The sequence below is a fragment of the Variovorax sp. 679 genome, from assembly GCF_003952185.1.
In the GTDB taxonomy this organism is placed as follows: domain Bacteria; phylum Pseudomonadota; class Gammaproteobacteria; order Burkholderiales; family Burkholderiaceae_C; genus Variovorax.
Genome location: NZ_RXFS01000006.1, coordinates 408803 through 423652, shown reverse-complemented (window position 1 = coordinate 423652; position 14850 = coordinate 408803). Strand labels below are relative to the sequence as shown.

Below are 14850 nucleotides of genomic sequence, written 5' to 3'. Positions count from 1 at the left end.
GCCCTTATTGTCCCAACTGATCGAACTTGGCTTCGACGTCTTGTCCGAAGCGCTCAATGAACATGAGGGCTCTCACCTGCTGCGCGGCGGCGGGGTAGTCGCCCTTCTCATCGATCAACCAGTCGAGCGACGACAGTGCGCGGGTGCGCCCCGCCTCGACCTCGGCCTGCAGCTTCTCGAGCGAAGCGATGTCCTCGACATCGTCGAGCGCCTCGCGCCACTCCATCTGCTGCATCAGGAACTCGAACGGCATCGCCGTGTTGTTCTCGGCGTTCAGCGGTGAATCGTTCAGCTCGCAGATGTAGCTGGCCCGGCGAATCGGGTCCTTGAGCCGCTGGTAGGCCTCGTTGATGCGCACCGACCACTGCATGGCCACGCGCTGCGCCGCGGCGCCCTGCGCGGCGAAGCGGTCCGGATGGGCCTCGCGCTGCAGTTCTTTCCACCGCGCGTCGAGCACGGCGCGGTCCTGCGCGAAGGTCGCCGGGACGGCGAACAGTTGAAAGTCGGTGTCGTTCAGGTTCATGGCAAGAAAAAACCGCCAGCACATGACATGGTGGCGGCTGTGGTCGCGGTCAGCGACGGCGCATCAGATGCGAAAGCTTTCCCCGCAGCCGCAACGGTCGCGCTCGTTGGGGTTGTTGAACTTGAAGCCCTCGTTCAGGCCTTCGCGCACGAAGTCGAGCTGCGTGCCGTCGATGTAGGCGAGGCTTTTCGGGTCGACCAGCACCTTCACGCCGTGGTCTTCGAAAACCACGTCTTCAGGCGTCAGTTCGTCCACGTATTCGAGCTTGTAGGCCAGGCCGGAGCAGCCGGTGGTCTTCACGCCCAGCCGCACGCCCACGCCCTTGCCCCTCTTGCCGAGGTAGCGGGTGACGTGTCGCGCAGCGGCTTCGGTCAGCGTGACGGCCATGTCAGTGGACAGCTTCGGCAGCAGCAGCGGTTTCGGTCTTGACGCCGTGCTTGGCCTTGTAGTCGTTCACGGCTGCCTTGATGGCGTCTTCGGCCAGGATGGAGCAGTGGATCTTCACGGGCGGCAGCGCCAGCTCTTCGGCGATCTGCGCGTTCTTGAGCGCAGCCGCTTCGTCGAGCGTCTTGCCCTTGACCCATTCGGTCACGAGCGACGACGAGGCGATGGCCGAGCCGCAGCCGTAGGTCTTGAAGCGCGCGTCTTCGATCACGCCGGTCTCGGGATTGACCTTGATCTGCAGCTTCATCACGTCGCCGCAGGCCGGTGCGCCGACCATGCCGGTGCCTACCGAATCGTCACCCTTTTCGAAGGAGCCGACGTTGCGGGGATTTTCGTAGTGGTCGATGACCTTGGAAGAATATGCCATGGTGTACCTCTCAAACTTTGTTCAATCGTGGAGCCTGGTGCGGGCCTGCGTCAGTGGGCCGACCACTGGATCGTGCTGATGTCGACGCCGTCCTGGAACATCTCCCACAGGGGGCTCAGCTCGCGCAGCTTGGCAACGTTGTGCTTGATGGTCGAAATGGCGTAGTCGATTTCCTCTTCGGTCGTGAAGCGGCCGATGGTCATGCGAAGGCTGCTGTGAGCCAGTTCGTCGCTGCGGCCCAGTGCTCGCAGCACATAGCTGGGCTCGAGGCTGGCCGAGGTGCAGGCCGAGCCCGACGACACCGCCAGGCCCTTGATGCCCATGATCAGCGACTCGCCTTCGACGTAGTTGAAGCTCATGTTCAGGTTGTGCGGCACGCGGTGCTCGAGGTCGCCGTTGATGAACACCTGCTCGACATCCTTCAGTCCGTCGAGGAGGCGCTTCTGCAGGCGGCGCGCGTGAGCGATGTCGTCGTGCATCTCGAGCTTGGCGATGCGGTAGGCCTCACCCATGCCGACGATCTGGTGCGTGGGCAGCGTGCCCGAACGCATGCCGCGCTCATGGCCACCGCCGTGCATCTGCGCCTCGAGGCGCACACGCGGCTTGCGGCGCACGAACAGCGCGCCGATACCCTTGGGGCCGTAGGTCTTGTGCGAAGCGAGGCTCATCAGGTCGATGGGCAGCTTCGTGATATCGATGTCGATCTTGCCGGTCGCCTGTGCCGAGTCGACGTGGAAGACGATGCCCTTCTCGCGGCAGATGTTGCCGATCGAGACCACGTCCTGGATCACGCCGATTTCGTTGTTCACGAACAGCACGCTGGCCAGGATGGTGTCGGGGCGGATCGCAGCCTTGAACTTCTCGATGTCGACGAGGCCGTTTTCCTCGACGTCGAGGTAGGTCACCTCGAAGCCCTGGCGTTCGAGTTCGCGCATGGTGTCGAGCACGGCCTTGTGCTCGGTCTTCAGGGTAATCAGGTGCTTGCCCTTGCCCTTGTAGAAATTGGCAGCGCCCTTGAGTGCGAGGTTGATCGACTCGGTCGCGCCCGAGGTCCACACGATTTCACGCGGATCGGCATTGATCAGCGCCGCCACCTGGCCGCGCGCCTTCTCGACCGCCTCCTCAGCCTCCCAGCCCCATGCGTGGCTGCGCGACGCCGGGTTGCCGAAGTGCTCGCGCAACCAGGGAATCATGGCGTCGACCACACGCGGGTCGACCGGCGTCGTTGCGCCGTAATCGAGATAGATCGGGAAATGAGGAGTTACGTCCATGGCTGGCTCGTGCTGGCGTGGGGGGTTGTTCTTTGATCTGGGCTGCTCAAGGCTGGCGCCCGAAGGCGCCGCCGGGACTCGTACTCAGGACTTCGCGAAGGCGTTTCCGAGAGCGAACACCGAATTCGGCGCATTCACGCGAATCGGTTTGACCACCGGTTGCGCGGAGATCGCGCGCTTGACGACCGGCTTGTTCTCGATCTGCACGCCCTTGGCGATCTGGTCGTCGACCAGCTTCTGCAGCGTGACGGAATCGAGGAACTCGACCATGCGCTGGTTCAGCGAGGCCCAGAGCTCGTGCGTCATGCAACGGCCGGCTTCGCCAAGGCAGTTTTCCTTGCCGCCGCACTGGGTGGCGTCGATGGGTTCATCGACGGAAACAATGATGTCGGCCACGGTGATATCCGCGGCCTTGCGGCCGAGGCTGTAGCCGCCGCCGGGGCCGCGAGTCGACTCGACCAGCTCGTGACGGCGCAGCTTGCCGAACAGCTGTTCGAGGTACGACAACGAGATCTGCTGCCGCTGGCTGATCGCAGCCAGCGTGACCGGACCGGTGTTCTGACGCAACGCCAGATCGATCATTGCTGTGACCGCAAAACGGCCTTTGGTAGTGAGACGCATCGCAAGCTCCTTCAAGTGCTTACCGTTGAAATGACACCGCGGCCTGGGACCGCGGTGACTTCGTCTCCGCCCTGCCCGACCCCTGACGCTGGTGAACCAGCCGGTAGGAGTCGGTCCTTCATCGCGAAGTTCTTTTCTTTTTGTTGAGTGTTTCGCTCAAGTATAACAGAAGCCCTGAAGTCTGCTCGGGTAAACCCCAGCGCGGTTCGCTCGAGGAATACGAACCTCCGACCTACTGCGGCGGAATCGCGATGTTGTCGCTGCCCGACGCCCCGAAAGCCTGCTCCCGAAGCAGCGCCAGCTGGTCGCGCACCCGGGCCGCCTTCTCGAATTCGAGGTTCCGGGCGTGCTCCAGCATCTGCTTTTCGAGCCGCTTGATTTCCTTCGCGATGTCCTTCTCGCTCATGTCCTCGACCTTGGCGCGTTCCAGGTCGAGCTTGGCCGCTTCCTTGCCGCTCTTCTCGCTGTAGACGCCGTCGATCAGGTCGCGCACCTGCTTGACGATGCTGCGCGGCGTGATGCCGTTCGCCTCGTTGTAGGCGACCTGCCGGGCGCGGCGGCGCTCGGTCTCGTCGATGGCTTTCTTCATCGAATCGGTCATCCTGTCGGCGTACAGGATGGCCTTGCCGTTCAGGTTCCGCGCAGCACGGCCGATCGTCTGGATAAGCGAGCGCTCCGCGCGCAGGAAACCTTCCTTGTCGGCGTCCAGGATCGCCACCAGCGACACCTCCGGAATGTCCAGCCCCTCCCGCAGCAGGTTGATGCCCACCAGCACGTCGAAAGTGCCCAGCCGCAGGTCGCGCAGGATCTCCACCCGCTCCACCGTGTCGACGTCGCTGTGCAGGTAGCGCACTTTCACGCCGTTGTCGCCCAGGTAGTCGGTCAGCTGCTCGGCCATGCGCTTGGTGAGCGTGGTGATCAGCACGCGCTCGTTCTTCTCCACGCGCACGCGGATCTCGCCCAGCACGTCGTCCACCTGGTGGGTCGCGGGCCGCACTTCCACCTCGGGGTCGATCAGCCCGGTGGGCCGCACCAGCTGCTCGACCACATTGCCGGCATGGTCCCTCTCGTACTGCGCCGGCGTGGCCGACACGAAGATGCATTGGCGCACGCGCGTCTCGAACTCCTCCAGCTTGAGCGGCCGGTTGTCCAGCGCGCTCGGCAGGCGAAACCCGTACTCGACCAGCGTGGTCTTGCGCGCCCGGTCGCCGTTGTACATGCCGCCGAGCTGGCCGACCATCTGGTGGCTCTCGTCGAGGAACATCAGCGCGTCCTTCGGCAGGTAATCGGTCAGCGTGGGCGGCGGGTCGCCAGGGGCCGCGCCCGAGAGGTGGCGGGTGTAGTTCTCGATGCCCTTGCAGTGGCCGATCTCGGACAGCATTTCGAGGTCGAAGCGCGTGCGCTGCTCCAGCCGCTGGGCTTCCACCAGCTTGCCTGCGCCGACCAGCTCCTTGAGCCGCTCGCTCAGCTCGATCTTGATGGTTTCCACCGCCGCCAGCACCTTGTCGCGCGGCGTCACGTAGTGGCTCGATGGATACACCGTGAAGCGCGGCACCTTCTGCCTGATGCGCCCGGTCAGCGGGTCGAAAAGCTGCAGCGATTCGATCTCGTCGTCGAACAGCTCGAAGCGGATCGCCAGCTCGCTGTGCTCGGCCGGAAACACGTCGATCGTGTCGCCGCGCACCCGGAACGTGCCGCGCGCGAAGTCCTGCTCGTTGCGCGTGTACTGCATGCGGATGAGCTGCGAGATCAGGTCGCGCTGCCCGACCTTGTCGCCGACGCGGGCAATCAGCCGCATCTCCATGTAGTCCTCGGGCGTGCCGATGCCGTAGATGGCGCTCACCGTGGCCACGATCACCGTGTCGCGCCGCTCCAGCACGCTCTTGGTGGCCGACAGGCGCATCTGCTCGATGTGCTCGTTGATCGACGAGTCCTTCTCGATGAACAGGTCACGCTGCGGCACATAGGCCTCTGGCTGGTAGTAGTCGTAATAGCTGACGAAGTACTCGACGGCGTTCTTCGGGAAGAACTCGCGGAATTCGCTGTACAGCTGCGCCGCCAGTGTCTTGTTGGGCGCGAACACAATGGCCGGGCGGCCCAGCCGGGCGATCACGTTGGCCATGGTGAAGGTCTTGCCCGAGCCCGTCACGCCCAGCAGCGTCTGGAACACCTCGCCGTCGATCACGCCCTCGACCAGCCCTTCGATGGCCGTCGGCTGGTCGCCGGCGGGTGGATAAGGCTGGAAAAGCTCGAACGGCGAGTCCGGAAAACGGATGAATTCGCCCTGCTTCGCCGGCCCGATCGGGTCGAGTTTCTTCAGGTCTGCTATGGCTTCGTTGTTCTCTGGCATGGCTGTTCCCGACAGGTGGCGCTCGCGCCGGTAAAATTCAAGGCAACCGGAAAGCATAAAGCTTCCTCCGGTTGCAGCGAAGCTTTCATCCCAAAGGACCTTTCCATGTCTATGTTCACCGCGGTCGAAATGGCACCGCGCGACCCGATCCTCGGCCTCAACGAACAATTTGCAGCCGATACCAACCCCAACAAGGTCAATCTCGGCGTCGGCGTCTATTACGACGACAACGGCAAGCTGCCCCTGCTGCAGTGCGTGCAGGCCGCAGAGCAGAACATGATGAAAGCGCCCACGGCGCGCGGCTACCTGCCCATCGACGGCATCGCCGCCTACGACAACGCCGTCAAGGTGCTGGTCTTCGGCGCCGACAGCGAACCCGTCACCTCGGGCCGCGTGGCCACCATCCAGGCCATCGGCGGCACCGGCGGCCTGAAGGTCGGCGCCGACTTCCTGAAGAAGCTCAACCCCAACGCCAAGGTGCTGATCAGCGACCCGAGCTGGGAAAACCACCGCGCGCTGTTCACCAACGCCGGCTTCGAAGTCGAAAGCTACCCCTACTACGACGCCGCCAAGCGCGGCATCGACTTCGACGGCATGCTGGCTGCGCTCAATGCGGCCCCGGCCGGCACCGTCGTCGTGCTGCACGCCTGCTGCCACAACCCGACCGGCTACGACATCACCCCGGCCCAGTGGGATCAGGTGGTCGCCGCCGTCAAGGCCAAGGGCCTGGTGCCCTTCCTCGACATGGCCTACCAAGGCTTTGGCTACGGCCTGAAGGAAGACGGCGCCGCCGTCGCGAAGTTCGTCGAAGCAGGCCTGACCTTCTTCGTCTCGACCTCGTTCTCCAAGAGCTTCAGCCTTTACGGCGAGCGCGTCGGTGCCCTGTCGGTGCTGTGCGAGAACAAGGAAGAAGCCGGCCGCGTGCTGTCGCAGCTCAAGATCGCCATCCGCACCAACTACAGCAACCCGCCCACGCATGGCGGCGCCGTGGTGGCCGCGGTGCTCGGCAACCCTGAACTGCGTGCCCTCTGGGAAAAGGAACTGGGCGAAATGCGCGTGCGCATCAAGGCCATGCGCCAGAAGCTGGTCGACGGCCTCAAGGCCGCAGGCGTGAAGGAAGACATGAGCTTCATCACCACCCAGATCGGCATGTTCAGCTACTCGGGCCTGACCAAGGACCAGATGGTGCGCCTGCGCAACGAGTTCGGCGTGTACGGCACCGACACCGGTCGCATGTGCGTGGCCGCGCTCAACAGCAAGAACATCGAGCACGTCTGCGCCTCGATCGCCAAAGTCATCTAGGTGACAGCAAAGTGTGAGGGAATCCGCCCCAGGCGACGATTCCTTCACACTCCTTCACGGAAGGGCCCTGGCAGCGGCTCGATGTAGGGGTTAGGCCTCCTGCAACGCCGCGGATGCGCTGATATATTGCGCTGCAACATTCCACTCCAAGACCAGCGATGCTCTATCAACTCTACGAAGCCCAGCGTTCCTTGATGGAGCCGTTCTCGGACTTCGCCCAGGCAGCCTCCAAGCTCTACAGCCCCGGCGCCGTGTGGGGCCAGCTGCCCATGGCCCAGCGCATGGCCGCGAGCTACGACCTGCTCTACCGTCTCGGCAAGGACTACGAGAAGCCCGAGTTCAACATCAAGTCCGTCAAGGTCGACGGCGAAGAGGTCGTGATCCAGGAGGCCGTCGAGCTTGACAAGCCCTTCTGCGAGCTGCGCCGCTTCAAGCGCTTCACCGACGAGCCGCACATCCTCAAGACGCTCAAGAGCCAGCCCGTGGTGCTGATCGTCGCCCCCCTGTCGGGCCACTACGCCACGCTGCTGCGCGACACCGTGCGCACCATGCTGCAGGACCACAAGGTCTACATCACCGACTGGAAGAACGCGCGCCTGGTGCCGCTGTCGGAAGGCGAGTTCCACCTCGACGACTACATCAACTACGTGCAGGAGTTCATCCGCCGCCTGCAGGCCGAATACGGCAACTGCCACGTGGTGAGCGTGTGCCAGCCGACCGTGCCGGTGCTCGCGGCCGTGTCGCTCATGGCCAGCCGCGGCGAGCCGCTGCCGCTCACCATGACCATGATGGGCGGCCCCATCGACGCTCGCAAGTCGCCCACCGCGGTGAACAACCTCGCGATGAACAAGAGCTTCGAGTGGTTCGAGAACAACGTGATCTACCGCGTGCCGCAGGGCTTCCCGGGCGCGGGTCGCAAGGTCTACCCCGGCTTCCTGCAGCACACCGGCTTCGTGGCGATGAACCCCGATCGCCATGCCAGCAGCCACTACGACTACTTCAAGGACCTGATCAAGGGCGACGACGCGAGCGCCGAGGCCCATCGCAAGTTCTATGACGAGTACAACGCCGTGCTCGACATGGATGCCGATTACTACCTCGAGACCATCCGCACGGTGTTCCAGGAGTTCGACCTGGTCAACGGCACCTGGGACGTCAAAAACCCGAAGGGCCAGGTGGAGCGCGTGCGTCCGCAGGACATCCACAGCACCGCCCTGCTCACCGTCGAAGGCGAACTCGACGACATCTCGGGCTCGGGCCAGACCGAAGCGGCGCACAGCCTGTGCACCGGCGTCGCCGACGACAAGCGCGAGCACTACGAAGTCAAGGGTGCCGGCCACTACGGCATCTTCAGCGGCCGCCGCTGGCGCGAACTGGTCTATCCGAAGGTGCTGAAGTTCATCGCCGCCAACGACGAGCCGCAGAGCCGCGCCAGCACCCGTGGCGGCCTGGGCGCCGAAGACACCATCAGGCCCGGCCGCAAGGTGCCGGCCACCGCCGCTGCCAAGAAGGCGCCGGCGAAGAAGGCCGCGACCGTCGCGGCGGTGAAGAAACCCGCCGCACGCAAGAAGCCCGGCACCGGTGCGGCGCGCTGAAGCGCGCACGCAACCTCATCAAGTGATCGGGCTGGCCGCACGCATCAACGACGCACTGCCTCAAACGCAGTGCACACGGTGCGGCTACCCGGATTGCGCAGGCTACGCGCAGGCCGTGGCCGACGGCGAGGCCGGCATCAACCAGTGCCCGCCCGGCGGCGCCGAAGGCATCGAGCGGCTTGCCCGTCTCACTGGCAGCACACCGCTTCCCCTCGACGCCCAGTTCGGCACCGAAGGCCCGCGCGCCATGGCCGTCATCGACGAGGCATGGTGCATCGGCTGCACGCTGTGCCTCGACGCCTGCCCCACCGACGCCATCGTCGGAATCAACAAGCGCATGCACACGGTGATCGAAGCCCACTGCACGGGCTGCGAGCTTTGCATTCCGGTCTGCCCCGTCGACTGCATCTCGCTCGAGGTCGAGACGCCGGGCCTCAGCGGCTGGCGGGCCTGGTCGGCCGAGCAGGCCGAAAGCGCACGGCGCCGCTACGAAGTGCACGGCAGGCACCGCAACACCGAGGCCCGGCTGGCGGAGACCGCCGTGGCACCCGAAGCCCCGCAGGACGCCGATGCGCGCAAGCGCTCCATCGTCGAAGCGGCACTGGCGCGCGCCCGCGCCGCCTCGCAACAGAAACGCCCACCGGGCGCCAAGCCATGACACTCGACACGCTGCTCATCTACGTCGTCGCCTCGCTCGCGCTGGCCTTGATCCCGGGGCCGACGATGCTGCTGGCGCTGTCCAACGGCATCGAGGGCGGCATGCGCCGCGCGAGCTGGGGCATCGCCGGGGCGTCGCTCGGCAGCATCACGCTGATCACCGTCGTGGCGCTCGGGCTGGGCTCGTTGCTGGCCGCCTCGGAATGGCTCTTCAACGCCATCCGCGTCGCTGGCGTGATCTATCTCGTGTGGCTCGGCATCAAGCTGTGGCGCAGCGAGGCGACCGATCTGCGCGCAGCCTTGGCCAGGTCGCCGCTCGAGGTACGGCCGCAAGGTCGCGTCGCGCTGATGCGCAGTCTCATGGTGGCCCTGTCGAACCCGAAGACGGTGCTGTTCTTCGCAGCCTTCCTTCCGCAGTTCATCGACATCACGAAGCCGCAAGGCCCGCAGTACCTGCTGCTGGGCGCGGTGTTCGTGGCGCTCGACACCTGTGTGATGCTGGCCTATGCGGGCGCCGGCACGCAGGCCGTGCGCTTTCTCTCGCAGCGCGGTATCAGGATGATGAATCGCGGCTGCGCCGCAGGCATGTGGCTGCTTGCCGCTACTCTGGCCGTATGGCGCCGCCCCGGCGCTTGAAGAGCAGCAGCAACACGCCTGCCAGCACCACGGCCACCGCGTACCACTCGAAGCGCGTGACCGTCTCGTTGGCGATCCACACGCCCAGCAGCATCGCGATCACCGGGTTCACGAAGGTGTAGCTCGACGCCAGGCCGGCCGGCGCCCCGGCCAGCAGCACCATGTAGGCGTTGAAGGCGATCAGCGAGCCGAACACCACCAGGTAGACCCACGCGGCGAGCGCCACGGGCTCCGGCGGCCAGCTCATGGTTTCGCCCGACACCGCGGCAAGCCCCATCAGCACCACGCCACCGCACAGCATCTCGCTCGCAAAGCCCATCGCGCCCGGCGCCAGCGGCAGGCTGCGCTGGCTCAGCACGCTGCCCAGCGACCAGCAGGCGCAGCCGATGCACAGCGCCAGCAGCCCCTCGGGCGAGGATTTGAAACCGCCGCCCTGCGTGAGCATCAGCACGCCGACGAGGCCGACCGCGATGCCCGCCGCCTCCAGCCGCGAAGGCTTCACGCCCCAGATCAGGTTGAGCAGCGCGATCAGCAGCGGAATCACGGCGATGAACGCAACCACCAGACCCGAGCCGATCGACACCTCGGCGTATGCCGTGGCGCCCATGCCGCCGCCCAGCATCAGCGCCCCCACGACGAAGGCATTGCGCCACTGCACCATCGACGGCCACGGCGCCCCGCGCCAGCGCATCCACGCCGCCAGCAGCACGCCAGCGAACAGGAAGCGCGAACCCATCTGCAGGAAAGGCGGAAAGCTGATCAGCGCGTACTTGATCGCGAGATAGGTGGAGCCCCACACCAGCCAGGTGGCGGCGAGGCACAACCACAGCAGCGGCGGCAGCCCGGAGCGCGCGGCCGATGGCGCGGCATGGGCGGGAGAAGCGAGGGTCGGCATGTCGAGGGTGTCTCTTGTTGGTATCGGAAGGCGGTCATGATATGAAGGCCATCCCTGCGCAGCCATGCAGATTTCATGGTTCTGCCCTCACTACACCGTCGATTTGAAGGAGTTGCATGGACTTTCCCTTGAACCCCACGCTGGATGCCCATGACACCCGCATCCTCGCCGAGCTGCAGGCCGACGCGCGCCTGACCATGGCCGAACTCGGCCGCCGCGTGCACCTGAGCCAGCCCGCCGTGACCGAGCGCGTGAAGAAGCTGGAAGCAGCCGGCGTCATCAGCGGCTACCGCGCCACCGTCAACCTCGGCAAGCTGGGCTACGGCATCCGCGCCATCATCCGCGTCGGCCGCGCCGACTACGACCTCGTCGTCAAGCTGGTGCAGGAGACGCCCGAATGCGTCAATGCCTACAACGTGACCGGCGAGGACAGCTGGATCCTCGAGATCGCCGTGATCGACGTGAGCCACCTCGACGCGGTGCTCACCAAGTTCTGCATCCTGACCGAGACGGCGACCTCGATCATCCTGAACCCGGCGCGCGAGCATCAGCCGATGCTGCCGCCCAGGCGCTCAGACGTGAAGCCGCCGATCAGGAAGATCGTCAACGCGTAGCGGCCAGCGCGCCGAAGGCAGCCACCACCTCGGGCGGCGCCTGCACCATCTCGATCAGCACGCCCTCGCCCGCGATCGGGAATTCGTCGTTCGCCTTCGGGTGCAGGAAGCAGATGTCGAAGCCTGCCGCGCCCTTGCGGATGCCGCCCGGCGCGAAGCGCACGCCCTGCGCGGTGAGCCATTCGACGGCCTTCGGCAGGTCGTCGATCCACAGCCCGACGTGGTTCAGCGGCGTCGTGTGAACGGCCGGCTTCTTCTCGGGGTCCAGCGGCTGCATCAGGTCGACCTCGACCTTGAAGGGCCCCGCGCCCATCGCGCAGATGTCCTCGTCGACGTTCTCGCGCTCGCTCCTGAACGTGCCGGTGACTTCGAGCCCCAGCATGTCGACCCACAGCTTCTGCAGCCGCAGCTTGTCGGGGCCGCCGATGGCGATCTGCTGGATGCCCAGCACCTTGAAGGGGCGTGCGGTGGCGGCGGTCATGCGGCGCAGCTTTCGGAAGCCTGTTCCTGGACCTGCCGCGAGTTGAGCCCCAGCTTGCGCAGCAGCACCGTGTCGGCCTCGACGTCGGGGTTGCCGGTGACGAGCAGCTTGTCGCCGTAGAAGATCGAGTTCGCGCCTGCCATGAAGCACAGCGCCTGCACCGCGTCGCCCATCTGCTGGCGGCCGGCCGACAGCCGCACGCGCGCAGTCGGCATCGTGATGCGCGCGACAGCGATCATGCGCACGAAGTCGAAGGGATCGACCGGCTCCGAATCGGCCAGCGGCGTGCCGGGCACGCGCACCAGGCTGTTGATGGGCACCGATTCCGGGTACGGATTCAGGTTCGCCAGTTGCGCGATCAGCCCCGCGCGATGCACCGGCTGCTCGCCCATGCCGACGATGCCGCCGCAGCACACGCTGATGCCTGCGCTGCGCACGTTAGCGAGCGTGTCGAGCCGGTCCTGGTAGGTGCGCGTGTCGACCACGTCGGTGTAGTACTCGGGCGCGGTGTCGAGGTTGTGGTTGTAGTAGTCGAGGCCGGCGGCCTTGAGCTGGTGCGCATGGTGCGGCTCCAGCATGCCGAGCGTGGCGCAGGTCTGCATGCCCAGGCCCTTCACGGCCTCGACCAGCACGGCCACCTTCTCGACATCGCGATCCTTCGGCGCACGCCAGGCAGCGCCCATGCAGAAGCGCGTGGCGCCGGCGTCCTTGGCGGCCTGCGCGGCGCGCACGACCTCGTCGACCTCCATGAGCTTCTGCGCCTTCACGCCGGTGTCGAACTCGGCCGACTGCGGGCAGTAGCCGCAGTTCTCGGGGCAGCCGCCGGTCTTCACCGACAGCAGCGTGGCCAGCTCGATGTCTCCCTCTGGAAAGTGCTGGCGATGCACGGTCTGCGCCTCGAACAGCAGGTCCATCAGCGGCTTGTCGAGCAGCGCCTGGATCGCCTCGATGGACCACGGCCCCTGCGGCGTCGCGATCTTCGCGGGCCGGTGCAGCGTGACTGCTTGTTGAAAGTCGTTGGCACCCATCAGTTGAACTCCAGAATGATTTGATCGACGGCGAGCGATTCGCCCTTGCCCGCCGAAATCTTGCCCACCACGCCGTCCTGCGTGGCGAACAGCACGTTTTCCATCTTCATCGCCTCGATCACGGCCAGCTTCTCGCCGGCACGAACCTGCTGCCCCGGCTGCACCGACACCTCGACCAGCAGCCCCGGCATCGGCGACATCAGGAACTTGCTCAGGTCCGGCGGCGCCTTGTAGGGCATCAGCTCCAGCAGGCGCGCACCCAGCGGCGACAGCACCATCGTCTCGATCTGCGTACCGTCGTGCGACACGCGAAGCGCCAGCGGGCTCTTGCCCGCGCCGCGCTCCACCTGTGCGGTGAAGGGCTTGTCGTTGACGATGCCCTGCACGCGGATCGCGCCCAGCGCAAAGCTGCTGTCGATCTTGTAGGTCTTGCCGCCCACGGCCACCGAGCTCGCGCCGGTCTTGCCGTGGAAGTCGGTGACGGAGACCGGGTGATGCACGTGCTTGCCCTCGTGCCCGAGCTCCACCACCACGAACTGCTCGCCCACCTTCACGCCGTGGCCCTCGAGCTGCCCGCTGATGCCGGAAGCCCGCGCACGGTAGCGGCGATGCACGTACGCCGCCAGCGCGATCAGGAACGAGGGATCGGTATGCGGCACGTCTTCCGCATGGAAGCCCTTGCCGTAGTGCTCGGCGATGAAGCCGGTGTTGAAGTCGCCCGCCACGAACTTCGGATGCGCCAGCAGCGCCGCCTGGAACGGGATGTTGCTGCTGATGCCCCGGATCACGAAGCCGTTGAGCGCCTCGCGCATGCGTGCGATCGCGTGCTGGCGGTCCTTTCCGTGCACGATGAGCTTGGCGATCATCGAGTCGTAGTACATCGGGATCTCGCCGCCGTCGTACACGCCCGTGTCCACGCGCACACCCTGCAGGTGCTCCGTGTCACTCGCGAACATCGTCTCGCCGGGCGGCTGGAACTTCACCAGCCGGCCGGTGGAAGGCAGGAAGTTGCGGAACGGGTCCTCGGCATTGATGCGGCACTCGATGGCCCAGCCGTTGCGCTTCACCTGCTCCTGCGTCAGCGGCAGCTTCTCGCCGGCCGCCACGCGGATCATCAGCTCGACGAGGTCGAGGCCTGTGATGCATTCCGTCACCGGGTGCTCCACCTGCAGGCGCGTGTTCATCTCCAGGAAGTAGAAGCTCTGGTCCTTGCCGACCACGAACTCCACCGTGCCCGCGCTCTGGTACTTCACGGCCTTGGCCAGCGCCACCGCCTGCTCGCCCATCGCCTTGCGCGTAGCGTCGCTGATGAAGGGCGACGGCGCCTCCTCGATCACCTTCTGGTGGCGGCGCTGGATGGAGCATTCGCGCTCGTTCAGGTAGATCACGTTGCCGTGCGAATCGCCCAGCACCTGGATCTCGATGTGGCGCGGCTCCTCGACGAACTTCTCGATGAACACGCGGTCGTCGCCGAAGCTGTTGCGGGCCTCGTTGCGGCACGAGGTGAAGCCCTCGAAGGCCTCCTTGTCGTTGAAGGCCACGCGCAGGCCCTTGCCGCCGCCGCCGGCCGAAGCCTTGATCATCACCGGGTAGCCGATGTCCTTGGCGATCTCGACCGCACGCTCGGCCGTCTCGATGGCGTCGTTCCAGCCCGGAATGGTGTTGACCTGGGCTTCGTTCGCGAGCTTCTTCGAGGCGATCTTGTCGCCCATGGCCGCGATCGAATAGTGCTTGGGGCCGATGAAGGCGATGCCCTCTTCCTCGACCTTGCGCGCGAAGGCTTCGTTCTCCGACAGAAAGCCGTAGCCCGGATGCACGGCCTCGGCCCCAGTCTTCTTGCAGGCCGCGATGATGCGGTCGGCCTGCAGGTAGCTCTCGCGGCTGGGCGCGGCGCCGATGTGCACGGCCTCGTCGGCAAGCTCGACGTGGCGGGCTTCCTTGTCGGCGTCGGAGTAGACGGCGACAGTCAGGATGCCCATCTTCTTCGCGGTCTGAATGACGCGGCAGGCGATCTCGCCGCGGTTCGCAATCAGGATCTTCTTGAACATGCTCTTCTTCTCCGTACC

15 protein-coding genes are annotated in these 14850 nt (G+C 65.6%); 5 read left to right on the top strand and 10 right to left on the bottom strand.

Annotated elements, in window-relative coordinates; translation table 11 throughout:
* Positions 1 to 4 precede the first annotated feature (4 nt).
* The 6 genes from hscB to uvrB form a co-directional block, all read right to left on the bottom strand.
* On the bottom strand, positions 5 to 523 hold the full coding sequence (gene hscB / locus EJO71_RS17890) for a Fe-S protein assembly co-chaperone HscB (RefSeq protein ID WP_125949741.1): 519 nt from the start codon (positions 521 to 523) through the stop codon (positions 5 to 7).
* 63 nt (positions 524 to 586) lie between these two features.
* Positions 587 to 910: an iron-sulfur cluster assembly protein IscA gene (gene iscA, locus EJO71_RS17885; RefSeq protein ID WP_093201676.1), complete on the bottom strand. Its 324-nt coding sequence runs from the start codon at positions 908 to 910 to the stop codon at positions 587 to 589.
* A gap of 1 nt (position 911) precedes the next feature.
* Positions 912 to 1334 carry a Fe-S cluster assembly scaffold IscU gene (gene iscU / locus EJO71_RS17880; protein ID WP_125949742.1) on the bottom strand — a complete coding sequence of 141 codons (423 nt, stop codon included), beginning with the start codon at positions 1332 to 1334 and terminating at the stop codon, positions 912 to 914.
* A gap of 50 nt (positions 1335 to 1384) precedes the next feature.
* Complete coding sequence (locus tag EJO71_RS17875) at positions 1385 to 2605, bottom strand: IscS subfamily cysteine desulfurase (RefSeq protein ID WP_125949743.1); 1221 nt, start codon at positions 2603 to 2605, stop codon at positions 1385 to 1387.
* 84 nt (positions 2606 to 2689) lie between these two features.
* The gene (iscR, locus tag EJO71_RS17870; RefSeq protein WP_007828186.1) at positions 2690 to 3226 is read right to left on the bottom strand and encodes a Fe-S cluster assembly transcriptional regulator IscR; all 537 of its coding nucleotides are present in this window, start codon (positions 3224 to 3226) and stop codon (positions 2690 to 2692) included.
* A 232-nt stretch (positions 3227 to 3458) separates the two neighbouring features.
* Positions 3459 to 5576 carry an excinuclease ABC subunit UvrB gene (uvrB, locus tag EJO71_RS17865; RefSeq protein ID WP_125949744.1) on the bottom strand — a complete coding sequence of 706 codons (2118 nt, stop codon included), beginning with the start codon at positions 5574 to 5576 and terminating at the stop codon, positions 3459 to 3461.
* A gap of 105 nt (positions 5577 to 5681) precedes the next feature.
* Here uvrB and EJO71_RS17860 point away from each other — a divergent pair, with 105 nt between their 5' ends.
* The 4 genes from EJO71_RS17860 (at position 5682) to EJO71_RS17845 (ending at position 9766) form a co-directional block, all read left to right on the top strand.
* Positions 5682 to 6878 (top strand): amino acid aminotransferase, encoded by a 1197-nt coding sequence (locus EJO71_RS17860; protein WP_125949745.1) that lies wholly within the window; start codon positions 5682 to 5684, stop codon positions 6876 to 6878.
* 158 nt (positions 6879 to 7036) lie between these two features.
* Entirely contained in the window at positions 7037 to 8473 is a 1437-nt protein-coding gene (phaZ, locus tag EJO71_RS17855; protein WP_125949746.1) for a polyhydroxyalkanoate depolymerase, read from the top strand.
* A 22-nt stretch (positions 8474 to 8495) separates the two neighbouring features.
* Positions 8496 to 9131 (top strand): RnfABCDGE type electron transport complex subunit B, encoded by a 636-nt coding sequence (locus tag EJO71_RS17850; RefSeq protein ID WP_125950108.1) that lies wholly within the window; start codon positions 8496 to 8498, stop codon positions 9129 to 9131.
* Positions 9128 to 9766, top strand: coding sequence for a LysE family translocator (locus EJO71_RS17845; protein ID WP_125949747.1), 639 nt, complete (start codon positions 9128 to 9130; stop codon positions 9764 to 9766). The genes EJO71_RS17850 and EJO71_RS17845 overlap by 4 nt, the downstream gene beginning before the upstream one ends.
* Here the strand turns inward: EJO71_RS17845 and yedA are convergent.
* Positions 9732 to 10661, bottom strand: coding sequence for a drug/metabolite exporter YedA (gene yedA, locus EJO71_RS17840; RefSeq protein WP_125949748.1), 930 nt, complete (start codon positions 10659 to 10661; stop codon positions 9732 to 9734). The genes EJO71_RS17845 and yedA overlap by 35 nt on opposite strands.
* 116 nt (positions 10662 to 10777) lie before the next feature.
* Here yedA and EJO71_RS17835 point away from each other — a divergent pair, with 116 nt between their 5' ends.
* Positions 10778 to 11275: an Lrp/AsnC family transcriptional regulator gene (locus EJO71_RS17835; RefSeq protein ID WP_125949749.1), complete on the top strand. Its 498-nt coding sequence runs from the start codon at positions 10778 to 10780 to the stop codon at positions 11273 to 11275.
* On the opposite strand, the gene EJO71_RS17830 is transcribed toward EJO71_RS17835, so the two are convergent.
* Genes EJO71_RS17830 through accC form a run of 3 tightly spaced genes read right to left on the bottom strand, consistent with a single transcriptional unit; the run spans position 11265 to position 14832 of the window.
* Positions 11265 to 11756: a VOC family protein gene (locus EJO71_RS17830; protein ID WP_125949750.1), complete on the bottom strand. Its 492-nt coding sequence runs from the start codon at positions 11754 to 11756 to the stop codon at positions 11265 to 11267. The two genes, EJO71_RS17835 and EJO71_RS17830, sit on opposite strands and share 11 nt — an antisense overlap.
* Entirely contained in the window at positions 11753 to 12784 is a 1032-nt protein-coding gene (gene bioB, locus EJO71_RS17825; RefSeq protein WP_125949751.1) for a biotin synthase BioB, read from the bottom strand. The genes EJO71_RS17830 and bioB overlap by 4 nt, the downstream gene beginning before the upstream one ends.
* Positions 12784 to 14832 (bottom strand): acetyl-CoA carboxylase biotin carboxylase subunit, encoded by a 2049-nt coding sequence (gene accC, locus EJO71_RS17820; protein ID WP_125949752.1) that lies wholly within the window; start codon positions 14830 to 14832, stop codon positions 12784 to 12786. The genes bioB and accC overlap by 1 nt, the downstream gene beginning before the upstream one ends.
* Positions 14833 to 14850 lie beyond the last annotated feature (18 nt).